The 21,963-nt window shown below is 63.4% G+C and carries 19 protein-coding genes; 2 read left to right on the top strand and 17 right to left on the bottom strand.

All coding sequences use genetic code 11. The annotated features are described in order from the left end of the window. Nucleotide 1: 1 nt before the first annotated feature. From ACYQ2T_RS04695 to ACYQ2T_RS04670, 6 genes are all read right to left on the bottom strand, one after another. Nucleotides 2–1,315: an HlyD family type I secretion periplasmic adaptor subunit gene (locus ACYQ2T_RS04695; protein WP_459898848.1), complete on the bottom strand. Its 1,314-nt coding sequence runs from the start codon at nt 1,313–1,315 to the stop codon at nt 2–4. Next, a complete protein-coding gene (locus tag ACYQ2T_RS04690) occupies nt 1,312–2,997 on the bottom strand; it encodes an ATP-binding cassette domain-containing protein (RefSeq protein WP_459898847.1) in 1,686 nt (561 codons plus the stop codon). Before ACYQ2T_RS04690 ends, ACYQ2T_RS04695 begins: the two co-directional genes overlap by 4 nt. After that, nucleotides 2,994–4,739, bottom strand: a complete 1,746-nt coding sequence (locus ACYQ2T_RS04685) for an ATP-binding cassette domain-containing protein (RefSeq protein WP_459898845.1) — start codon at nt 4,737–4,739, stop codon at nt 2,994–2,996. The genes ACYQ2T_RS04690 and ACYQ2T_RS04685 overlap by 4 nt, the downstream gene beginning before the upstream one ends. A 97-nt stretch (nt 4,740–4,836) precedes the next feature. Then, nucleotides 4,837–6,135 (bottom strand): TolC family protein, encoded by a 1,299-nt coding sequence (locus ACYQ2T_RS04680; RefSeq protein WP_459898843.1) that lies wholly within the window; start codon nt 6,133–6,135, stop codon nt 4,837–4,839. Between the two features lie 175 nt (nt 6,136–6,310). Continuing rightward, nucleotides 6,311–7,279 (bottom strand): glucokinase, encoded by a 969-nt coding sequence (locus ACYQ2T_RS04675; protein ID WP_459898842.1) that lies wholly within the window; start codon nt 7,277–7,279, stop codon nt 6,311–6,313. 65 nt (nt 7,280–7,344) lie between these two features. Beyond that, nucleotides 7,345–8,499 carry a transporter substrate-binding domain-containing protein gene (locus ACYQ2T_RS04670; protein WP_459898841.1) on the bottom strand — a complete coding sequence of 385 codons (1,155 nt, stop codon included), beginning with the start codon at nt 8,497–8,499 and terminating at the stop codon, nt 7,345–7,347. 297 nt (nt 8,500–8,796) lie between these two features. Between ACYQ2T_RS04670 and ACYQ2T_RS04665 the strand changes: the two genes are divergently transcribed. After that, complete coding sequence (locus tag ACYQ2T_RS04665; RefSeq protein ID WP_459898839.1) at nt 8,797–10,173, top strand: MATE family efflux transporter; 1,377 nt, start codon at nt 8,797–8,799, stop codon at nt 10,171–10,173. 78 nt (nt 10,174–10,251) lie between these two features. Here the strand turns inward: ACYQ2T_RS04665 and ACYQ2T_RS04660 are convergent, their stop codons facing one another. The 3 genes from ACYQ2T_RS04660 to ACYQ2T_RS04650 form a co-directional block, all read right to left on the bottom strand. Continuing rightward, nucleotides 10,252–10,554 (bottom strand): DUF4389 domain-containing protein, encoded by a 303-nt coding sequence (locus tag ACYQ2T_RS04660; protein ID WP_459898837.1) that lies wholly within the window; start codon nt 10,552–10,554, stop codon nt 10,252–10,254. A gap of 373 nt (nt 10,555–10,927) precedes the next feature. Then, on the bottom strand, nt 10,928–11,689 hold the full coding sequence (locus ACYQ2T_RS04655; protein ID WP_459898835.1) for a hypothetical protein: 762 nt from the start codon (nt 11,687–11,689) through the stop codon (nt 10,928–10,930). A gap of 68 nt (nt 11,690–11,757) precedes the next feature. After that, nucleotides 11,758–12,480: a hypothetical protein gene (locus tag ACYQ2T_RS04650; protein WP_459898833.1), complete on the bottom strand. Its 723-nt coding sequence runs from the start codon at nt 12,478–12,480 to the stop codon at nt 11,758–11,760. 181 nt (nt 12,481–12,661) lie between these two features. On the opposite strand from ACYQ2T_RS04650, the gene ACYQ2T_RS04645 reads away from it, so the two are divergent. After that, nucleotides 12,662–13,576, top strand: a complete 915-nt coding sequence (locus ACYQ2T_RS04645; RefSeq protein ID WP_459898831.1) for a Smr/MutS family protein — start codon at nt 12,662–12,664, stop codon at nt 13,574–13,576. Nucleotides 13,577–13,672: 96 nt separating this feature from the next. Here ACYQ2T_RS04645 and ACYQ2T_RS04640 read toward each other — a convergent pair whose 3' ends face one another. From ACYQ2T_RS04640 to folP, 8 genes are read right to left on the bottom strand one after another with little or no spacing between them, the layout of a single operon-like run. Next, nucleotides 13,673–13,900: a DUF2905 domain-containing protein gene (locus ACYQ2T_RS04640; protein ID WP_459898829.1), complete on the bottom strand. Its 228-nt coding sequence runs from the start codon at nt 13,898–13,900 to the stop codon at nt 13,673–13,675. Then, nucleotides 13,897–14,634, bottom strand: a complete 738-nt coding sequence (locus tag ACYQ2T_RS04635) for a sulfite exporter TauE/SafE family protein (protein WP_459898827.1) — start codon at nt 14,632–14,634, stop codon at nt 13,897–13,899. Before ACYQ2T_RS04635 ends, ACYQ2T_RS04640 begins: the two co-directional genes overlap by 4 nt. Nucleotides 14,635–14,647: 13 nt before the next feature. Then, nucleotides 14,648–16,993, bottom strand: coding sequence for a replication restart helicase PriA (gene priA / locus ACYQ2T_RS04630; protein ID WP_459898826.1), 2,346 nt, complete (start codon nt 16,991–16,993; stop codon nt 14,648–14,650). A 60-nt stretch (nt 16,994–17,053) separates the two neighbouring features. Next, nucleotides 17,054–17,923, bottom strand: coding sequence for a UTP--glucose-1-phosphate uridylyltransferase GalU (gene galU, locus ACYQ2T_RS04625; RefSeq protein WP_459898824.1), 870 nt, complete (start codon nt 17,921–17,923; stop codon nt 17,054–17,056). Nucleotides 17,924–17,981: 58 nt separating this feature from the next. Then, entirely contained in the window at nt 17,982–19,334 is a 1,353-nt protein-coding gene (glmM, locus tag ACYQ2T_RS04620; RefSeq protein ID WP_459898822.1) for a phosphoglucosamine mutase, read from the bottom strand. 57 nt (nt 19,335–19,391) lie between these two features. After that, nucleotides 19,392–20,321: a CdaR family protein gene (locus tag ACYQ2T_RS04615; protein WP_459898820.1), complete on the bottom strand. Its 930-nt coding sequence runs from the start codon at nt 20,319–20,321 to the stop codon at nt 19,392–19,394. Between the two features lie 2 nt (nt 20,322–20,323). Next, nucleotides 20,324–21,073, bottom strand: coding sequence for a diadenylate cyclase CdaA (cdaA, locus tag ACYQ2T_RS04610; protein WP_404844268.1), 750 nt, complete (start codon nt 21,071–21,073; stop codon nt 20,324–20,326). 5 nt (nt 21,074–21,078) lie between these two features. After that, complete coding sequence (gene folP, locus ACYQ2T_RS04605) at nt 21,079–21,963, bottom strand: dihydropteroate synthase (RefSeq protein WP_459898819.1); 885 nt, start codon at nt 21,961–21,963, stop codon at nt 21,079–21,081.

The raw sequence follows: 21,963 nt of genomic DNA, 5'->3' as shown, positions 1-21,963 counted from the left end.
GTCATCGCTCCTGCATGGCCTGCCCCATGGCGCCAAGGAAGGGGTCCGTCAGGTATTCCAGCACAGTGCGCTGACCGGTATGGATATACGCCATGACCAGCATCCCCGGGATGAGGCGGTACTGAAAGTCGCCGTGGGAAAAGCCGTCGCCCTCGGTCTCAATACGCACAGAATAGAAAGTCTGCCCCTCCGGCGTGGTAAAGGTGTCCGGGCTCACATGCACCACGCGCCCATCCAGCTTGCCAAAGCGCGCCGCATCCGCCGAGGCAAGGCGTACAATGGCGCTCTGCCCCTCCTGCACGTAGCCAATGTCCGAAATGGGCAAATGCGCCTCCACCACCAGCCTGTCGCTTGAGGGCACAATGTCCACAAGGGTCATGCCCGGACGCACCACGCCGCCGCGCGTCACCACGTGCAGGGTTTTCACCACGCCCTCCACGGGGGAGCGGATAACCGTCCGCCGCAGACTGTCGCGGAATTTCTTGAGCCGCTGGGAGAACTCCTCCAGCTCCTGCCGGGCCTTACGCAAGTCCTGCTGTGCCTCCTCGCGGTAGGCGCGCTCAAGGCGCACCAGCCGTTCACGCGCCTCGGCAAGGGACGACTGCGCACGCGGCAGGGCCGCGCGGTCCTGCTCTATGCGGCTGACAAGCTCCGACTGCTCGCGCAGGTAGGCCAAATGTTTATACCGGGTGGTCAGATTATCGCGCAGCAGCTCTTCGGACAGCGCTACCTGCTCACGCACAAGGGTGAGGCTCTGGCGGTTGTTCCTGAGGCGGGCGCGGATTTCCTTCACGTCCTGCTCGCGCTGGATGATGTTTTCACGCTGTTCGGTCAGTTCGCTTTCAAGGCGCCGGCGGCTGGCTTCAAAAAGCGTGGTCGCCTGCCGCGCGAGCTTGGGATGCGCTGTGGCAAAGCCATCAGGAAAGGCCGGGGCGTCCAGCATGCGCGCCTGCGCATCAAGGCGCGCGACCTCCGCCGTCAGAGAGGTCGTCCGGATGGCTATTTCCTCCACGCTGGCGCCGGTGGACGTCTCCTCCAAAATGACAAGGGGCTGACCCTGCTCCACGGCGTCGCCCTCGCGCGCCAAAATCTCGCGGATAATGCCGCCTTCCAGGTGCTGCACGCTTTTGACCTTGGTGCTGGGGATAACCTCGCCCTGCGCCATGCTCACAATGTCCAGCCGAAAGATGGCCGCCCAGAGCACAAACACCGCCGCGCCCACAACACACAGCCACAGAAAGCTCCGGGCCGCCCGTTCACTGCGCCGCGCCGCACTGTCGGCGCCGTGTTCCGGCTGTACTGGCGTCTGTGTCATGCGCTCTGCTCCTTCCTGCGTTGCCGCCCGGGTGAGGCGGCCCACACAATTTCCGGTTCCGGCTTGCGCCCAAGGTCCAGCCGAACATGCGCGTCCGTCAGGACGTCCGGCGCGTCCGCGCAGACAACGATGGTCCGCCCCTGCCTCGCGCAGTCGCGCAGCACTGCCGACACCACGCCCACGCCGTCCTCGTCCAGCCCTTCAAAGGGGTCGTCCATCACAACCAGCCGCCCCTGCGTGGTCACCGCGCGGGCAAGGGCCACGCGGCGGCGAATGCCATAGGACAGCGTGCGCCCCGCCTGCGTCAGCGGCGTCTGGAGCCCCTGCGGCAGGTCCGCCACAAGCGCCGTCAGCCCGCACAGCCGCACCACCTCCGCCACGGCCTCGTCGTCCATGTCCGGGCGCATGAGGGTGATATTCTCGCGCAGGGTGCCGCTGACGAAGGTTGGCTCCTGCGGCACGTAGACAACTTGCGCCCGCCACCACGCCGGGGCAAGCTGGCGCAGGGTGATGCCGTCCGCCAGCACATCGCCGCGCGTTGGCACCACAAGCCCGGTCAGCAGGCGTGCAAAGGTCGTCTTGCCCGCACCGCTTGGCCCGTGCACCACGGCCACCGTCCCCGGCGGCAGCGAAACGGTAAGGGATTCAAACAGCGGCGCACTGCTGCCGGGGTAGGCAAAGGCGACATCCCTCAGACTCAGACGTCCGGAAAATTGCCGAAGCGCGGTACCACTGCCCGCCTCTAGGGGCACGCGCGACAGCTCGCGGATATCGCGCAGGGCCTGCCTGCCACGCGCCAGCCGCATGCCCGTGCCCACAAACTGCGCCACAACAACAAACGCCCGCGAAACAAGAATATTCGCCGCAATAAGCCCCGCCACGGTCAGGTTGCCCACCACCACTTCCTTTGCGCCCACGGCGTACACCGCCACCCGCGCCAAGATGGGAATGGTCATGGCCGCATTCATACCGCCAAGACGCATGCGCTCCACCGCCATGTTCAGGCCGCGAACCGTAGCCCCCTGCCGCGCGCAGCGATCCTGCACAAACACGCCGCCCCCAAACAGACGGACGGTATCCGCGCCGCGCCGGGCGCTGTCCACCATGCCGCGCAGGGTCATGTCCTCCCGCAGGGCCTCGCGCATGGTGCGCTGCTGCGCGCGCGTTGCGGCAAGCCCCTGCCCTAGCAGCGCCGCCGCCCCCACAAGGGCAACCGCCCCAACCCACGGACTGAGCCACCACGCCGCCGCAATAAACGCGAGGCAGAACGGCGCATCGAGCACGCTGGTAATACTGGTGGCGCTGTACGCCTTGCGCACCGCGTCGAGATGCGCGGGGATGCTCCGCCGCAGCGCCTCCGGCACCCGCCACAGCGCACCCATGCGCGCCCGCGTCAGCACATCCGCCACGCCCGCAGCAAGGCGCTCGTCCGGGGCCTCGCTGACGGCGGCGGCCATGGCCGTACGCACCTGCTTCAAGGCCACCTGCAAGGCCATCGCCAGCACCATGCCCACGGCAAAGGTCACAAGGGTGCCGTCAAATCCGGTATTGGTATACTGCCCAAGGATGAGCATCACAAACAGCGGCGAGGCAAAGGATAAAACATTCACGCACACCGTCGCGGCCAAAAGGCGCATGGTCAGCGGCGCGGCCTGCGTCAGGCGGGCGGTCATCTCTTTCATTGCCGCACCTCCTGCGCGCCGGACGCTGGGGCGGACCGGGCGGCGGCGCGCACACGCGTAAACGCGCCGTCAGCAAGGTCCAGCATGCAGGTTGCGCCCTTGCGGATATGCGGATCGTCCGACGCCACAAGAATGGTGCGCCCTTCCCGCGCCATGGCATTGAGCGCCGCGTACACGCAGGCGCGCCCCTCGGCGTCCATGCTCTGCGTTGGCTCGTCAAAGAGCGCCACGCGCCCACCGGACGCCAGCGCCCGCGCAAGGGCCAGCCGCCGCCGAATCCCGCGCGAGAGCTTGGCCCCGCCACCGGTCAGCACCTCGGACACGCCATGCTCGCTGGTATCGATAAAGCGCCGCATCCCAGCCACTCCCAGTGCGGCCTGCATCTCCACGGCGTATTCGCCCGGCGGGCCAAGGGTCATATTCTCGGCAATGGTGCCGTCCAAAAACACGGCCTCCTGCGGCATGACGCATATCTGCTGCCGCCACCACGAGGCAGGCACCTGCGCCAAACGCGCGCCGTCCACCCGCACCGCACCGCCCTGCGGCGCAACAAGCCCCGCCACCAGCCGAAGGAGCGTGGTCTTGCCCGCGCCGTTCGGTCCCGTCACCAGCAGAATATCTCCGGGCCGGACGCTGCAGGACAGTCCCGAGAACAGCGCACTGCGCCCCGGCCATGCAAAGCTCACGTCCTCAAGGCGCAGCGCGCCGGCCCACTGCGCCGGCGGCTCGCCCTGCTCCTCCTCGCGCGGCAGGCTCCAAAATTCCTCCAGCCGCTGCCACGCCTGCCGCCCCCGCATGATGCTCTGCCACGCCTGCACGGACTGCGACACACCGCGAAGGGCCAGCGCCCCCAGCATACTGACGCCAATAAGCGCCGCCACGGACAGCCCGCCCCGGACCACATACGTTGCCCCAATGCCAAACACGCCAACGCGCAAGAGCGCAGACGCCCCTTGCGTCAATGCGGTCCCGGTGCCGCCCACATGCGCTGCAGCGCGCCGAAGCTGCGCAAGGCGCTGATGCGCGGCGGTCCATGCGCCGCGCACCAGCGCCCCGCCGCAAAAGGCGCGAACGGTCTCCCCCGCGTCGGTCATATTGGCCACCACACGCTGCGCCCGGTCCGCAGCACGCTCAAGGCGCGGCGCAAGCGCCACACCACGGCGCGCCGTCCACATCCCGCCGCCACAGGCCACAGCGCAGCCCACAGCCACCACCACGGCCATCACCGGATGCAGCATCCACACGGCCACAATGAACAGCACCACAAATGGCGCGTCCAACGTGGCGCAGAGATTTTGCGGGCCAAGGGCGGCGCGCACAGCGGCAATATCGCTCATCAGGCCCCGCCCGCTCACGCTCTCCGCCTCCAGTCCCGAAACCCGCGCGGTAACCAGATGCTCCATGGTCCGGGCCTCCACCGCTTCGGCGCGGCCCATGTCCATGGCGGCGGCCAGTCGGTTTCGCGCCCGGCGCACGCCCCACAGCACCAGCACCGCCACCAGCGTTCCTCCGGCCAGCAGATACAGGGTTCCGTCCAGACCATGCGCCACATACCGCCGCAGCACGATCATCACAAACACGGTATCCACAAGGGCCAAAAGATTCATAAGCAGAGAGGCCGCCAGCAATTCAGCGGCGCGGGCGGGATGGCGGGCCAGATGCCCCGTCAGGGAAGGAAACGGCGTGGCGTGGGGCAGAGGAAGACCTCCTTTGGTCCAAATGCAACAAACCGACAGGCCCATGCCGTGGCATGCAGTCTGCCGGTTTGATCCGTGCGTGGGCCGCGGATGAGCGCCCGGCACAAGCGGCTTTGGGGCGCGTCACCCACCGTGGTGGGCGCTAGGGCGCGGCGAACAGGTCAAGCTCCAGCTCACCCATGGCATACAGCAGATTGAATGCCGCAAGGTCCTGATCCACCTCTGCGGAGATGGCTCCGCTCAGCGCGTTGTTGTAGTTGACCTCAGCGGTGAGCACGTCGAGCAGGGAGCGGTTGCCCAGCTTGCGTTCCTTGCGCGCCAGCTCCAGAAATTCCGCTTCGATATTGGCCTGGTTGCGGAACCACTCGGCCTTGGCGCGGGCGGTGAGCAGGTTTTGCCAGTTTACACGGACCACTTCCTCAATGGTGCGCTCCTGATCCTTCAGGGAATTGGCGGCGTTTTGCTTGTCGCTCTTGGCGGCGCTCAGGGCGGCCATGTCGCCGCCACCGGCAAAGATGTTGTAGGCAAATTCCACACCCACACGCTGCTCAATCTTGATTTCCTCAACGCCGGAGTCGTTCTCCTTGCGCCAGTATTCGCCGTAGGCATTGAAGCTGGGGTAGAACATGGACCGCGCGCTGGCGATTTGGTGCTCGGTCAGGTCCACATTCTTCTGGAGCATGGTCAAATTCGGATTGTCGCTGATGGCCTGCGCAATGGCGGACTCCAGCGTAACGGGCACGTTGTCGTAGGGGACATCGGGACGGATGAAGGATTCAATCTCGTCGGCGGTCACATCGCGCCCGAACACGGCGCGGAAGCGGTTGCGCGCGTTGACGAGGTCGCCCTCGGCCACAACGCGCAGGGCGGCCACGCCAGCAAGCTGCGATTTGGCCTGCAACACGTCGGACGACAGCCCAGCGCCGCGCTTGACGAGGGATTCCTCTATGCCGGTCTGGTGCTTGATGTTTTCTTCGGACTGGAGGGCAAAGGCCAGCACCTTGCTGGCGCGGATGCAATTGAGGTAGGCGGCGACCCCTTCCTGAATCAGGGCCTGCCGGACGGCGACGCGTTCGGCCTCGGACAGCTCATACCCGGCCCGGCTGGAGCCGATAATGCTGTTGGTGCGGCCAAAGTCCCACAGCAGCTGGGTGGCGCGCAGCTTTTCGATATTGCGACCGAGGGACGTTCCGGCAACGCCGGTCTTTTCGATGTTTTCCTTGGTAACGTCGCCCGTGATGTCGAGGCGCGGATACCATGCGGCGCGGGCCTGCCGCAGGCGGTACTGCGCGGCGTCCTCGCGGCTTTGCGCGGCGTGCAGGCGCTCGTGCTCCGCAATCATTCCGGGCAGCAGTTCGCCGAGCGTTGTAGCCCGGGCACTGTGCAGACCTCCACCGATTACCACCGCGAGTACCAGCGTACCCAGAATGAGGCGTTTCAAGGCATCCCCCTCAGTGCGTCAACACGTTAACATGCGAAGAACACTCATTGTCTTGTGGTATGGTGATACAGAAAAAAAGTCAATACCACCTCCACAATACACGGGATAAATCACGCCTTTTTCAGGCAGACAGCAGGCACTGTGGACGAAAATGCACTGCACAGCGAAAACAGATCTAGGTCACGTGCCCGCCCGTACGCACATGGTGTAATGCCGCATGCGCCGCACCCCACAGCCCGGAGGCCTCGTTGGCGTTCAGCATAACAGGAATGCGTTCCATCACAGCGGCGTGAGTTTCGGAAAAGCGGAAGGCATCGCCAAAGGCGGGATGGGTGACAAGTTCCGGCGAACGGGCCGCAACGCCGCCGCTGATGGTCACCCCGCCAAGGGCAAGGGTGCTCAGGGCAAAATTCCGGCAGGCGCGGCCATAAAAACGCGCCGCCCACGCCAGAATCTTGGACTTGGAATAAAACCCCGCGGTCACTTCCGCCGGGGCGAGGCGTTCGCCGGTGAAGAATTCATGCAGCAGGCTCAGCCCGAGGCCCGTCACCACAAGGTCGCCGATAACCTGACGGCGGCCCGTCCTGTCGCGGACAAAGTCCATAAAGTCGAATTCCTCACGGCTGACAAAGGGGAAGAGGCTGTGGCCGCCCTCAGTGGGCATCACGCGGTAGCCGCCCGCGCCGTCGGGGACCAGCGCGGCCATGCCAAGGCCTGTGCCCGCACCGATAACGGCGCGCGTGGTGTCCGGTTCGGCCTTGCCGGGCAGGATGAGAAGCGCCTCGTCAAAGACGGGCGTCATGCAGGCGCAGGCCTGCGCCGTAAAGTCGTTAATGAGGGTGAAGTCCTTACACAGCAGCGCGTCGCGTCCGGCAAGGTCCACATCCCACGGGATATTCGGCGGGTCGCTATACGTCCGCCCATGGATGGCACCGGCAACGGCCAGCCCCACCACATCGGCATCGCGCGGGAGCAGAGGGAACTTCTCCACCTCCAGTTGCCCCACCATGTCCGCAAAGCTGGCAAAGCGCCCGGTCTCCAGCCAGATGCTTTCGCCCATGACCAGCGCCCCGTCCCCATCCAGGGAAAAGACGGCGAAACGTGCATTGGTGCCGCCGATGTCCGCCGCAAGAATGCTGTCCATCTCACCCTCTCCTCTCCACAGCATGTGGGGATGGGCCGGGAGGCGCGCTCCCGGCCGTTACGGGATTACTGCTGACCGCGTATGCTTTCGCCGCCGCCAAAAGGCAGCAGCCTATCAATCATCCATGTATCCAGTTCATCTGGGTATGGCTCCCACAGTACGAGGACGTCGCGGCCAAACTCGCGCACCAGCTGGCGCTCGCGCCCGGACAGGAAGCGGGGCTTGCCCTCGCCATTCACGGCCGCCACGGCGCGGATTTCAAGATCACCCGCCGCCACGGCCTGCATCACAGCGGCCTCCAGCGCGGTATAGCCGCCAGCGGGACCGCCATTGACGTCGCCCGCGGTGTAGGTCTTGCCGGAGCGGGACACAACCACCGCACCGCCGCCGGGGCCACGGTCCGGGAAGTATGCCGCGCCGCGCGCGTCCTGCGCCTGCTTCAGCATGGCCTTGAGCTGCTCCGTGCTGAGTTCGGGCACAAACCACTTGCGGTAGATGCGGTCGTAGGTGCCGTTGGCCATGATGCGGTTGAGGCCGCGCTCAATGGTCTCGCGCAGTTCGGGCTGGCCCTTGTAGACGGCAAAGTACACAGGCACGCGCCTCAGCGAAGCGCCAACGGCCCGGATGTTGGTATAATTTTCCCGGCGCATCATGTCGTAGGTAATTTTCTGCGCGCCGAAATAGGCGTCCACCTCGCCTTTGGCCAGCGCGGCAAGGGCCTTGTCGCCGTCGTCGTACAGCTTGACGATAACGCCGCCAAAGTCCTGAAGCAGACGCTGGTACAGCGTATCACGGATTGTCGCCACGGTCTTGCCGCGAATCTGGTCCACCCGCTGCACGTCCGAGCCCGTCTGCACAAAGAATTTCAGATAAAAATTCACCGTGGGCGTGCGGGGATAGATGAACAGCCTGTCGCGCAGGTGGGTGCGCGTCATACCAGCGGCCACATGGGCCACGCCGCCGGCAAGGTTGGCCTGCGCACGGTCCCAGTCCTTCATGGGCGTGTAGCTGATGCTCAGCCCCGTGCTGTTGAGTGCGGCCTTGAGGATTTCCACCTCGAAGCCCATGGGCTTTTGGTTGCGCACGTAGGACATGGGCACAAAGCGGCTGTCGAACACAAAGGACACCTTCTGCGCGGCCACGCCCGCCATGGGCAGGGCCAGCAGCATACAACCGGCGAGCATTGCGGCAAGTGCGCCGCGCCTGAGCGAAGAGGACATATGGTTGGCAACTCCTTGTTGACTCAATTGGGGGGTTCGCGCCGCCGGGGCGTCATAGCCTACGCGTTCTAACGCGCTGACAGATGACGCAGACGGCCCAGCGCCGTGGCACTCCCCTGTCTTTTCGGCAAATCGTCCGGAATTCTTTACCAATTCCGCCAAGGCAATCAAAGCCCTTCCTTCGCATTCCTCTTGACCATACCAAGACAAACGCCCACGGTGAAGGCTGGACGGCCTGGGAGTGAGACCACAACGCAACACGCCTGCCTTATCGCAGAGGCGCAACGCGGAGAACCTGTGCGAAACGACGACCACCTGCTGACCATACGCCCCGTGCCAGAACTTGTCCGGCGCATCGCGCTGCCCGCGAGCATCGGCTTTTTCTTCCACACCATGTTCAACATTACGGACACCTACTTCGCGGGGCTTTTGGACACGCGCGCCCTTGCCGCGCTATCGCTGTCCTTTCCTGTATTCTTCATCATCATTGCCATGGGCAGTGGGCTGCAAACCGGCGCAACCGCCCTCATCGGCACCGCCATTGGCGCGGACAACATGAAGGAAGCGCGCACCCTGTCGCGCCAAGCCCTTGTCTTTGGCCTGCTGGTGGCGGGGGCCATCACGGTGGTGGGCATTGCGGCCTCGCCCCTCCTCTTTCGCACCCTTGGCGCGTCCGGCGCGTATCTAGACGATTGTCTTGCCTATATGCGGCCCATCTTTGCCGGGTCCGTCTTCTTTATCCTGACCTATATGTTCAACGCGGTCCTGAACGCTGTGGGCGACACAAAAACCTTCCGCAACGTCCTCGCCGTGGGCAGCATCCTGAACCTCGCCCTTGATCCTTGGTTCATCTACGGCGGGTTTGGTCTGCCGGCCCTCGGCATCACAGGCATTGCCCTGGCCACAGTGGTCATTCAGGCCGCGGGGGCGTGCTATTTGGGCTGGCGGGCATGGCAAACGGGCCTGCTGGACGGCTGCCTGCGTTCCGGATGCAAGCCGCAGGCAAGGCCACTGGCGGCCATTGCGCATCAGGGCTTTCCCGCCGCGTTCAATATGGTCACCGTGGGCCTTGGCATCTTTATCATCACCTACTTCATCGCCTCCTTCGGCAAGGAAGCCGTAGCCGCCTACGGCATTGCCACCCGCGTGGAGCAAATCGTGCTCCTGCCCACCATCGGGCTGAATGTGGCCGTCCTGTCCATCACCGCCCAAAACCACGGCGCCGGGCACTTTAACCGCATCCGCCAGACCCTGCGGACGGTCCTCCTTCACGGGGCATGGCTGATGGGCATTGGCGCCGCGGTTATCTTCCTCGGCGCGCACACGCTCATGGGCCTGTTTACGGACGACGCCGCCGTTGTAGCCGCTGGCACACAATACCTGCGCATTGCCGCCTTTGTGCTGTATTCCTATGTTGTCCTCTACGCCCACGTGGCGTGCATGCAGGGCTTAAAGCGCCCCATGTTCGCCATCTGGATAGGCCTGTTCCGTCAAATCTTCGCGCCCGCCGCCGTCTTCTGGCTGAGCATCCATGTGTTCGACTTTGGACTGGCCGCCATCTGGTGGGGCATCTTCGGCGTGACATGGTCGGCCGCCCTCTTCGCCCTCGTCTACGCCCGCACGGTGCTGTACGGCCTGCCCCACACGGATAACGCCCCGCCCCCAACAGCCTAAAAACGCCCCGCTTCGCGCGGGGCGAAACGGGGCGGCAACAGCGTATCGGGCTGGCACAACCGTGCCGGACAAGCTCTTCTACTTGCCGTACTCCACGGGAGTGTCTGGCGTTTCCACATCCTTGGGCAAGGAGGCGAAGGGGAAGGGCTTGGTGTTGGAGTTGAGGGTCATGTAGCGCAGGCACAGGTAGGCGTAGCGCGACATGGCATTGCAAAACGACCGCAGCGGCTCGCTCTCCTTCTGCGTCACAAGCACGATGCCATACTGCACCAGCGTACCAAGCTCCGCCAACAGGCGCACCACTTCAAAGGCAATGAAGATGACAATGGTGTACAAAAAGCGAATCAGCACGGCTTTGCGTTCAACGGGAGTATCGGACATGGGATGAACCTCCTCTCAGGACAATGAAACGTGTTTGAGCATATTTTCACAGACAGCGAATTGCTTCCATAGCCGCTGCCCGCCGTCTTGTCCAGAGCCTGCACGCCGTGCACAAGACGTCCATTGCGTACGCACTGTTTTACGCCGCCTTCGTGCAGTCCCCGCGCGATGCCGCACCGCTTTCACTCTGCAAGACTGCACCATGGCGCACGGCGCGGCGCCGCCATCCCCCAACCTCTCCGCGCCATAGGCAAGGCGCGTCTCCCCCCCCCCAAGACTGCGGACACCACGCAACGACAGGCCCGCCCCGTCATACAACGCGGGCGGCCCGCACACCAGTGCAAGCCGCCCTTTTGGCCGAGGCACCTGCGCGTTATTTTTCGTCGTCAAGGCCCTCGGTTGCCACGGAAAGCAACACATCCACTATGCTTGCGCCGTCACCGGCAAAGGTGCTCTCCAGCGTTGCCAGCGCCAGATACACCAGTTCCTGCCGCCGCGCCTGCGATGGTGACAGCGCGTCCGGCGGCGTGAGCAGCAGCATCCGCAGATGCCGCTCCGCGCTTGCCAGCTCCTGCCGGAACTCGCGCACCATCTCGCGCGACTGGAAGGAATAGTAGGTGCGGAACAGGGCGGCCAGTTCATCGGCCATTTGCTCCCGCTTCTGATCGTCCGGCAGTGCGGCAAGCACGCGCTCAATGCGTGGCCTGCTGGCGGCAAGCTCACGCCGCATCTCCGCCGTCATGCGCTCGTCCAGCGCCGCCAGCTCGGCGTCCAGCGGCGCGGTAAAGGCGCTGAGCATCTCGGCGCGCAGCTGCGGCAAACGCGCCACCGCGGCCCTTGAAATATCCTCCACCCCACGGGGAACCTCCTCCAGCAGGAAGTCGCGCACAAGGGGACGCGCCTTGGGCAAGACTTCCACTTCCGCGTAGTCGCCCAGCATGGAGGCCATCTCGCCCTCGTCCATCATCTGCCCCAGATTGGAGTAAATCCACCCCATGTACCACCACACGCCCACAAGAAGCACGATGCCCAGGACGATATTACGCGTTTTGGCCTTGCGCTCACGCGCAAGCTCGTCGTCCAGTCGCGACTGCATCTGCTCCATGGATACGAATTCTTCATGTCCGTGCGCCATGCGCCACCTCCTCGCAGCCAGTCCACCCGGCACTCACCCGGCCGGACCGGGAAATATCGACAGCGCGCCTAGCGGGCATACGGCCCGGCCATGAGCGCCATAAACGCCTGAATAAAGCGCGAACTGTGCGCCGGGTCGTCACGCATCAGGGTCACGCGCGCCCGCACCTCGGGCATTGCCAGCAGCTTTTCCATACCCTCAAGCGACGTTTCAATGCCGCGCAGTTCGTCATCCATCACCCGCGCCACGGTCCGGTCCAGCACGGCGAGGATGTGCTCCTCCACATCGGCCCTGTACTCCGGGTCCGCCAGTTCAGGATATTGCCCAAACAGCGCGGCGCCGTGGGTGTCGAACTGGCGCTTCACAAAGCCGTTCACCCGGTTGTACATGACCACGCTGGCTTCCTCGGCCAGGCGGGAAATTTCGCGGTCCAGCGCCTCCGCCACCAGCGGGGCATTACGCTGCACGGCTTTGTCCACACGCCGCAGCGTTTCCTCGCGGTTTTCCTCAATCACATCGCGGAGCATCACCTCCGCCTGCGGACGCAGGGCCAACACCTCCCCGCGCAGCGCCGCCACAAATTCCTCCTGATTGAACTGCGTAAACAGTCCGGCAATCAGAGAGCCGTACACCACAAACAGCCCCAGCACCAAAACGCCGGTCAGCCGCTTGATGCGTCTGTTTCGCGCCTGCACGTGGAGATATTGCCCAAAGAGCTGCATCACCTCCGCAGCCGCCCCAGGCGCAGCCCCCGCGCCGCCCTGCGCATCGTGTCGCCGTTCTTCTCCCATCGCTGGCCTCCTTCGTTCACTCTGCCCTTTTAGGCCCGCCACAAGCGAAAATTCGGGCGGAGCCTGTACGGGATACTATCACCACACATGGCCCGGGCAAAGCAAAAGTGACGAAACACCGCAGAGGGCGGACCTTGACAGCGCCTTCCCACTGCGTGACAAAAGCCGCAGGAGGACCACGGTGAACGATCAAGATTACAAGCCCTTTGCGGCACTGAAAAAGGCAGGCCTCAAGCTGAAGGACGACGAAAAAAAAGGCGTCCCCAAGCCCGCACCTCAGCCGAAAAAGCCCGATCCCGAGGTGGAGAAAGCCAAGGATGACGACCTGTTCCTCTCCGCCATGACAGGCACGAAACCCATGAACACCACAAAACGCGTGCCCCCAAAAAATGCTGCGCCAAAGCCCGCGGCGGCCAAGCCCAAGGCCAGCGCCCCGGAAAAGCCCGCGCCCAAGAAAACCGCCCAGCCCGCCCCCACGCCCGCAGCCTCTGTGGACCCGGACGCCGAGGCAGACGTGTTCCTGAGCGCCATGTCCGGCGTCAAAACGCTGGACGGCGAATCCGGCCGCGCCGTGCCCAAAAAGACCAAAGAGCCGGAAGCGCCCAAGCTCTCCACCGAGGAAGCCCTCAGCCGAGAGCGCGTACATAAGCTCCTGCACGACGATATCGCCTTTGATATGGACTACGCCGAGGGCTACCAGTACGGGCAGGTCCAAGGTCTGGACCCCAAAATTTTCAACAAGCTCAAGGCCGGAAGCTACGACATCGAGGCGCGCCTTGACCTGCACGGCATGACCGTGGACGAAGCGTGCCACACGCTTCTCGACTTCATGCGCAAGCAGTACCAGCTGGGGCACCGCTACCTTCTGCTGGTCACCGGACGCGGCAAAAACTCCCCCATGGGCCGCAGCATCATCCGCGAGGAGATGCAGTATTGGCTCACCCGCGACCCGCTGCGGCAGGTGGTGCTGGCCTTCGTGTCCGCCCAGCCCCGCGACGGCGGCCCCGGCGCGCTGTACGTTCTGCTGCGCAAATACAAAAAATCCATCGGCAAGATTAACTGGGAAAAGCTCCCCGGTGACTGGAACGACCTGTAACGCCGAGTCCTCGCCTTACCGCACCAAAAAAGCGCGGCCCCCTCGTTATGAGGAGGCCGCGCTTTTTTTTGCGGGGAGCGCCAAGTGCTCCCGGCGCTACTTGCGAAAGATGGAAAACAGCACCGACAGGACAATGCTCACGATAATGCATGTCACAATGGGGAAGGAAAACCGAAAGCCCTCGCGCTGGATGTTGATGTCGCCGGGCAGGCGGCCAAAGGGAATGCGCCCCCATGGCAGCTTGTCGCCAAAGACCAGCAGCACGCCAACGGCGGCAATAGCCAGCCCCAGCCAGATGAGCAGTTTTCCCGTTTCGCCCGTCATATAACATCTCCTGCGCTCTTCACCAGCATAAACAGCCCAAGGGCAAACAGCAGGCCGATAAACACCGTCCGAAAGCCCCCTTCGCCAAGGCGGCGGTAGGCAAGGCGGCCACAGGTGGCCCCAAGTAGGACGCCGGGCAGGCACAGGGCGGAAAGCTCCAACGTGTCTGCTGTAATCAGCCCCCGCCACGCCTGCGCCGCGATGACCAGCACCCCGGAGGCAATAAAGAAGCTGATTGTTGTGGCCTTCACCCGGTCCTTATCCCACGGCTGAAGCGCAACGTACATCAGCACCGGCGGCCCCTGCGAGTTGAGCGCGCCGCCAAGACACCCGGCAATGAACCCTGCCACCACAATCCACGCCTTGCCAAGCACGCGGGGCACCGGGCGGGCAAACCACATATACAGGCAGTACAGCACCAGTATGATGCCAAGGGTCCCCTGCAGGACGTACACCGGCAGATACTGGAGCATAGCCACGCCCACGGGAATACCGGGCAGGGTTGCCGCCGTCAGGGGCAGCACGTCGCCCCACTGCGGCAGGCTACCGTGCTGTTTGAGGATAAGCAGGTTCATCACCTGCGCCATCAGTACAAGGATAACCACCGAGGTCTGAAAGTCCAACACCAGCGAGATAATGGGCAGGCTGAAAAAGGCAAAGCCAAAGCCCGCCAGCCCTTGGGTAAACGCGCCGATAAAGACCACCAGCGCAACGATAAGCGTTGAGGAAAGCATGAATCCCTTCTGCCTACAGCATGTTGACGGGGTCGAGGTCGAGGGAGACGCGAATCTTGGAGTGCTGGGACAGGTGCTTTTTCACATGCGCGTAGACCTGCCGCACGGACGGCCAGTCTTCGCCCTTCAGCAGGCACTGGTAGCGCTTGCGCCCACGCAGAAACGCCAACGGCGACGGCGCGGGACCAAGCACCCGCACGCCCCGCTCGCGCCCCACCGCGCCAAGCTGGCGCACCAATTCCATAATGCGCTGCTCGCCCTGCGGCCATTCGGCGGGAAAGCTCATACGCACAAGGGCAAGGCGCGAGAACGGCGGATAGTTGTACTTGCGGCGCAGTTCCACCTCGCGCTCAAAAAAGCCGCTGTAGTCATTGCGCCGGACAAAGTCCCAGCAATAGTGGTTGGGGTCGCGCGTTTGGATGAGCACGTTGCCGGGTTTGCCGCCACGTCCGGCGCGCCCCGCCACCTGCACCAGCAGTTGGAAAGTCCGCTCCGCCGCGCGGTAGTCCGGCATATTCAGCCCCATATCGCCGTCAGGCACAATGACAAGTGTCACGCTGGGAAAGTGGTGGCCCTTGGACAACATCTGCGTGCCCACCAGCACCTGCGCCTCCTCCCGCGCAAAGGCGTCAAGGATGGCCTCCATGCGTCCGGGGCGCCGGGTGCTGTCCCGGTCCAGCCGCAGCACGCCGGTTCCGGCGGGCAGGATGGTGTTCAGCGTCTCCTCAATGGATTCCGTCCCCTCGCCCATGGGCAAGAAGTTGGAACTGCCGCAGGTGCACGTGCAGGGAAATTCCTTACTTGCGCCGCAGTAATGGCACACGAGGCGTTCGCGGTTCTTGTGGTAGGTCAGGCCCACGTCGCAATTGCCGCAGCGCATCACCGCCCCACAGCTCAGGCAGTACATCAGCGGTGAATACCCACGGCGGTTCAGCATAATGATGGCCTGCTCGCCCTGCTCCACCACATGCTTGAGGGCGGCCGCCGCCGTCGGCGTGAGCGGTCCCATGGACGGGCGCTCGTTCTTGAGGTCCACCAACGTAATCTCCGGCAAAGTGCCCTCGCCCACGCGGTTAGCCATGGTCACAGCCTTGATGGCCCCCTGCCGCGCGGCCTGAAAGGTCTTCACGTCCGGTGTGGCAGAGCCAAGCACCAGCACGCCGCCGTCCTGACGGGTGCGGAAGTGCGCCACCTCCTTGGCCTGATACGGCAACCGCTCGTCCTGCTTAAAGGACGTGTCGTGCTCCTCGTCCAGCACAATGGCGCCAAGGCGCCCCACCGGCAAAAAAAGCGCCGAGCGCGTGCCCACCACAAGCTCCGGCGCTGTGGACGTGGCAAGGGCGCGGAAGGTTTCCTCGCGCTTCGCCGGGGGCTGGTAGCCGTGGTACAGGTGGACGCTTCGCTCGGTAAAGTGCGTGCTTACGGCCTTGTACAGATGGCAGGCAAGGGCCACCTCCGGCGCCAGCAGCAGGACGGAACGCCCCATGGCAAGCGCCTTTTCCGCAAGGCGCAGATAGACAAGGGTCTTCCCGCTGCCGGTGACGCCAAACACAAGGCGCGTCTCCGGGCGCTCGCTCTCAAGGGCGGCGATGAGGCCGTCCACACTCTCCTGCTGTTCGCCAGACAGGTCCGGCACATCAGCGGTAACGGCGTCCATAACGCAGGAATCCGGGTCGTGGTATGCGGGGGGCGGGCCGATGTTCACCACGCCGTTGGTCACCAGCGTGTTCAGGGCGTTGGACACCTTGGAGCCAAGGTCGCGCAGGACGGCGGGACGCGGCGAGGGGCCGTTGTCCCACAGGTATTCCAGCACCGCGGTCTGGAGCTTGGCGGTAGGACGCACAGGCCACGGCGGGTCCTGCGTCAGAAAACAGTATTCCTGCTCCTTTTGCGCCACACTGCGCGCGGCCACCTGCATACGGCCTTCGGCCCACAGCGCGGCCAGCGCCGTGCGGTCCTCCTGTGACAAGGCGGCGAGTTCCGCACCGCTCATGCGCTTGGGGAAGCGGGAATCGAATATCTTGAAGGAAATTTTGACAGTTCTGTAGCCGTGGGGGAGCAGCGTCTCAAGGATGCGGCCAAGGTCCACCATCTGCCGGGTGGCAAGGTTCTCGGCAAGGTCCATGAAACGGGCGTCAAGCAGTGGCTCCTGCTCGGCGGGCCAGGCAATCTCGCGGATGGAAACGCCCTTGGGGGCGGCGTCCGCCTCACGCACGATGACCCCAAGGCGCGAGGAACGGCCAAGGGGCACCACCACGCGCTGACCGGGATGCAGGGCATCCGGGGCAAGGCACGCGGGATGGGCGTAGGTCAGGATAGAAAACGGTGCGCACGGAAGCGCTACATGCCAGAGTTTCATGACAAAAAAATACCCCCGCCGGACGGATTCCGGCGGGGGTCAGAATGTCCGGTCAACGGATTATTTGCAAGGCAGGAGTTCAAGAAGGTTCGCCACGAGACCGTCGTGGAGTTCTTCATCCTGCAATGCGAAGTAGATGTTGGCTGTGAGGTACTCCGCCCAGTCGCCTGCGTCAAACCGGCGGCCACGCATGCGCACCGCCAGCAGGCGGTTTTCCGCAGCAAGGCGTTCCAGCGCGTCCGTCAGCTGAATTTCGCCGCCAACGCCCGGCTCCACCTTGTCCAGATGGTCAAAGACCTCGGGCGTCAGCACGTAGCGGCCAACGATAGCCATACGCGACGGGGCGTCCTCCACGGCGGGCTTTTCCACCACACTGCGCACGCGGAAGATGCCGGGGACGTATTCTTCGCCGTTGATGATGCCGTAGCGGTCCACCTTTTCCTGCGGCACTTCCACCACGCCCACAACGGCCATACGCTCGGCCTTGGCCACATCCACCAACTGCTGGATGCCCGGGTCAACGCCAAACATCAGGTCATCGCCCACCATAACGGCAAAGGGCTCGTTCTTGACGACCTCGCGGGCGCAGAGCACGGCGTGCCCAAGCCCAAGCTGCAGCTTCTGCCGCACGGAGATGATATTCGCCATCTCGGCCACGTCGCGGATTTCCTTGAGCAGTTCGTGCTTGCCTTTGCGCTCCAGCAGATTCTCAAGGATGAAGTTGTAGTCGAAGTGGTCTTCGATAATCTTTTTATTCTGGTTGTTGACGAAAATGACATCGGTCAACCCAGTTTGGATGGCTTCCTCCACCACGTACTGCACCACAGGCTTTTTGTAGATGGGCAGCATTTCTTTGGGAATGTTCTTGGTGGCGGGGAGTGAACGGGTTCCCCATCCGGCCACGGGTATGACGACTTTCGTGATGTCCATGCTGGTCTCCTTACTGGATCGTATATATAAGACGATGATATACTATCTTTTTTTCGACTTAGCGCAAGTGTTCGCGCAAAGTCTCGGCCAGCTGACTGGAAAGCCGCTCAACGAGGGTGTCATCCTGCCCCTCCACCATAATGCGCGCCACGGACTCGGTTCCCGAGTAGCGCAGCAGCACGCGACCGCGCGAGCCAAGCTCGCTTTCCGCGCCGGCCACAGCGTCTATAACCGCGGGGGCGGAGTCGAAGGGAATTTTGCGCTCCACGTGCACGTTGGTGAGCTTCTGCGGGAAGGGCTCAATAAGGTGCGCAAGGTCAGAGAGCGGCTTGTCGCGCTCCACCATGATGCGTAGGAGCTGCAAGGCGGCAAGGATGCCGTCCCCCGTGGTGGAGTGGTTCAAAAAGATAAGATGCCCGGACTGCTCGCCGCCAAGGGTTGCCCCCTCGCGGCGCATGGCCTCCACAACGTGCCTGTCGCCAACAGCGGTGCGCAGCAGGCTGCCACCGCGCTCCTGCATGAAGACCTCCAGCGCCATGTTGCTCATGACCGTGGCGACAAGCTGCTTGCCCGGCAGTTCATCGCGCTCCATCATATCCATAGCGCACAGGGCCATGATCTGATCGCCGTCGAGGATGCGGCCGTTTTCGTCCACCACGATGAGCCTGTCGCCGTCACCATCAAGGGCAAGGCCGATGTCCGCGCCCTCGCGGCGCACGCAGTCAGCCACCACCTCGGGGTACAGAGAGCCGCACTTGTCGTTGATATTCAGCCCGTTGGGTTCCACGCCCACCTTAATGACCTCGGCGCCCAGCTCTTCAAACACGCGCGGGGCAACCTTGTAGGTCGCGCCATTGGCGCAATCGAGGACGATTTTTACGCCGTCGAGGGTGAGCGCGGACGGGAAGGTATGCTTCAGCGCCACAATGTAGCGCCCGGTGCTGTCGCCAATGCGCTTGGCTTTGCCCACGTGCTCCGGCTCCGGGTAGTCCCACGCGGTATCGGGGTTCATGACCATGGCGGAAATCTGGTCCTCCACCTCGTCGGGGAGTTTAAAGCCCTTGTGGTCAAAGAACTTGATGCCGTTATCCATGAAGGGATTATGCGAGGCGGAAATCACCACCCCAAGGTCCGCGCGCATGCTGCGGGTCAGGTACGAGATGGCCGGGGTCGGCATAGGACCAACCAGCAATACATCCATGCCCGCCGCGCAAAAGCCCGACGTCAGCGCCGTCTCAAACACGTAGCCGGACACGCGGGTGTCCTTGCCGATGAGCACGCGGTGGCGCTTTTTGCCATTACGAAAGTATTGCCCGGCGGCAAGGCCCAAACGCAGGGCCAGTTCCGGAAGCATGGGGAAAATATTCACCTGACCGCGGAGGCCGTCGGTGCCGAATATGCGTTGCGTCATGTGTATCCTCGTCAGATCAGGAGGCGCCGCGCCGGTGGCGGGCCGTATGATAGGGGATTAGCCACCCTCTGGTGCAAGGCGGCGGCTCACCCGCAGGTCTACCTTCTGCGGGACAGCCTTAATAAGCGTACAGCCCGGTGGCAGCTTGGTGCGGTATTCCACCACATGCCACCCCGGGTCTATGGATGAGTTCAGAAGAATGAAGGTGGAGAACAGGCTTTTGAAGTCCTCTTTATCAAGAAGGCTCACCGGAACCTCCACATGAAGCTGAACGGTCTTTGGCTTTACCTGTACACCCGCACTTTTGGCAAGGTTTTCAGGCAGCACCTTAAGGGGCAATTTGACCCACAGCTTTTCCGTCTTTTCCGCAAAGCGGAAGCTCGCTTTCACCACGGCGGGTTCTGCCACCACGGATTCGGGCAGGTCAAGGCCCAGCTCCCGTTCCATGGTGCCTGCTGTGGTCACATTGCCTGCCAGCGGCAGGGTCGGCACAGCGGTGAGCGCGTCCACAAGGTCCTGCGGGCCACGCACCTTCACCGCCGCAGGCACGGTCCATGCCTCCAGCAGGGAATAATTCTTTTCAACGCTCCCCTTCCACTGCGGCTCCACCCGCACGCGGCGGGTGACCATCCTGTCCGCGTCAACGGTCAGACGGGGCGGGTCAATCTCCAGCACCTCCACCGCCTTGGGCACGGGGATGCGGTTCGCGTCGAAATTGAGCACAACGGTCCCGGCGCGCAGGCCGGAAAGGTCCAGCGGATAGGCCAGACTGCGGGCATCCAGCCCACGAAGCATCGGCTTGGAACCGCGCACACGAACATTGATGCGCGTCTTCAAGCCGGACTGGATGGCGATATCCTTGGGCGCGTTGACAATATCCACCGGCACCTCAAGCCACGTCTCCACCTTCTGCTGGCCCGTCACGAGGTACCAGCAGGCAAATGCCAGAACGAGGGCGAGAAGCCTGTATTGCCAATTGCGCAGCATAATTACTTATTCCATACCCGTTTCAGCACGCGCTTCAGGCGCACTTCGTCAAGGCTGGCCGTCAGGCGGCCGCCAACGGCAAGGGATATCTCGCCGCGTTCCTCGGAAACCACAACCGCTACGGCGTCGGTTTCCTGCGTAATGCCAATGGCCGCCCTGTGCCGTGTGCCATAGTGCTGCTTTTTGCGGATGCCCACCGCCAACGGCAGAATACATCCCGCAGCCACAATGCGTCCACGGCGGACAATAACCGCGCCATCATGCAGCGGCGTATCCGGATGAAAAATGGTGAGCAGAAGCTCCTTGGTCATTTCGCCGTCCACTTTCACGCCACGCGCCACAAGGTCCCCGAGGGGGACGTTCTTCTCAATGACCACCAGTGCGCCAATGCGCTTTTCGGCCATGGAGAGCACAGCGGCGGCAAGAGTATTGAACTCCTGTTCCGCCACCGGCGCGCGCCGCCACATCCGCCCTGCCCCAAACTGCGACAAGGCGTTGCGGATATCCCGCTGGAACAGGATGATGACGACAAGGAAGATGGAGCCGAGGAACTTGCCCAGTAGCCAGTGCAGGGTGGTCAGTCCCAACTCGTCGGAGAAATAAAAGATGATGAGCAAAAGCACGAGGCCCGTGAACACAGACAGCGCACGGGTCCCCTTGATCAGCAGGATGAGCCGGTAGAAGATGACCGCGACAAGCGCGATGTCCACCAGCTCAATCCACGAAATGCTGAATCCGCCAAGCTCCAGCATGCAGGCTACTCCATGTAGTGTCGGCGCGCGGTGCGCCTGTCCATGGCCTGCACGATGCGAAGCGTCTCCACGGTGGGGGCCACCTCATGCACGCGGTGAATCTGCACGCCGCGTGCGGCCAGAAGGGCTGTCCCAACCTGCGTGGCATTCTGGCGGCTGTCCACATCCAGTCCCAGCAGGTCGCCCCACAGGGATTTATTGGACAGGCCCATGAACATGGGCAGACCAAAGCGGCCAAAGGCCTCGATGTTGCGCAGAATCTCCAAATTGTGCTCCAACTTTTTGCCAAAGCCGATGCCGGGGTCCAGAACAATGTTCTCCTCGGCAAGGCCGGCCCGCGTCAACTGACGCAGACGCTGGTCGAAAAAGTCGGAAATCTCGTCAACCACGTCCACGTAGGAGGGGTCGTTCTGCATGCTGCCAGGCAGGCCCTGACAATGCATCAAAACATACCCGGGCTGATACTGCGCCAACACGTCCATAAGCTCCGGATCAAAGCGGCAGCCGGACACATCGTTGACCACTACCGCACCAGCTTCAAGAGCCGCCGCTGCGGTCGCAGCTTTATAGGTGTCCACGGAGATAGCGGCGTCCAGCTCATTCTCGCGGATGTATTTGGCCAGCTCGCGCACAACGGGAACCACGCGGCGCAGTTCCTCGCCGGTGCCCACGCGCTCGGCCGTGGGCCGGGTGGACTCGCCGCCCACATCAAGGATGTGCGCGCCGTCGGCGATGAGCTTTTTGCCGTGCTCCACGGCGGCCTCATGACTGTCGTGCGATCCCCCGTCGTAGAACGAATCCGGGGTAACGTTGACGATGCCTACAACAAAAAAGGGGGCGGGGCCCAGGACCCTACCCCCCGTAACGTTCCAGTGAACGCGACCATGCAT

The sequence above is a fragment of the Desulfobaculum senezii genome (assembly GCF_054657395.1).
Note: the sequence above shows the minus strand (reverse complement) of the source record. Positions and strands in the feature narration are given on the sequence as shown.

Bases quoted from the DNA above. Each gene is read 5' to 3' on its own strand.
- ACYQ2T_RS04695 (WP_459898848.1), bottom strand. From the start codon at position 1,315: ATGACACAGACGCCAGTACAGCCGGAACACGGCGCCGACAGTGCGGCG.
- cdaA (WP_404844268.1), bottom strand. From the start codon at position 21,073: ATGCTGGAGCTTGGCGGATTCAGCATTTCGTGGATTGAGCTGGTGGAC.
- ACYQ2T_RS04650 (WP_459898833.1), bottom strand. From the start codon at position 12,480: ATGGGAGAAGAACGGCGACACGATGCGCAGGGCGGCGCGGGGGCTGCG.
- ACYQ2T_RS04655 (WP_459898835.1), bottom strand. From the start codon at position 11,689: ATGGCGCACGGACATGAAGAATTCGTATCCATGGAGCAGATGCAGTCG.
- ACYQ2T_RS04615 (WP_459898820.1), bottom strand. From the start codon at position 20,321: ATGCTGCGCAATTGGCAATACAGGCTTCTCGCCCTCGTTCTGGCATTT.
- ACYQ2T_RS04635 (WP_459898827.1), bottom strand. From the start codon at position 14,634: ATGCTTTCCTCAACGCTTATCGTTGCGCTGGTGGTCTTTATCGGCGCG.
- galU (WP_459898824.1), bottom strand. From the start codon at position 17,923: ATGGACATCACGAAAGTCGTCATACCCGTGGCCGGATGGGGAACCCGT.
- ACYQ2T_RS04675 (WP_459898842.1), bottom strand. From the start codon at position 7,279: ATGGACAGCATTCTTGCGGCGGACATCGGCGGCACCAATGCACGTTTC.
- ACYQ2T_RS04690 (WP_459898847.1), bottom strand. From the start codon at position 2,997: ATGAAAGAGATGACCGCCCGCCTGACGCAGGCCGCGCCGCTGACCATG.
- ACYQ2T_RS04670 (WP_459898841.1), bottom strand. From the start codon at position 8,499: ATGTCCTCTTCGCTCAGGCGCGGCGCACTTGCCGCAATGCTCGCCGGT.
- ACYQ2T_RS04640 (WP_459898829.1), bottom strand. From the start codon at position 13,900: ATGACGGGCGAAACGGGAAAACTGCTCATCTGGCTGGGGCTGGCTATT.
- priA (WP_459898826.1), bottom strand. From the start codon at position 16,993: ATGAAACTCTGGCATGTAGCGCTTCCGTGCGCACCGTTTTCTATCCTG.
- glmM (WP_459898822.1), bottom strand. From the start codon at position 19,334: ATGACGCAACGCATATTCGGCACCGACGGCCTCCGCGGTCAGGTGAAT.
- ACYQ2T_RS04660 (WP_459898837.1), bottom strand. From the start codon at position 10,554: ATGTCCGATACTCCCGTTGAACGCAAAGCCGTGCTGATTCGCTTTTTG.
- ACYQ2T_RS04685 (WP_459898845.1), bottom strand. From the start codon at position 4,739: ATGGGCCTGTCGGTTTGTTGCATTTGGACCAAAGGAGGTCTTCCTCTG.
- folP (WP_459898819.1), bottom strand. From the start codon at position 21,963: ATGCATGGTCGCGTTCACTGGAACGTTACGGGGGGTAGGGTCCTGGGC.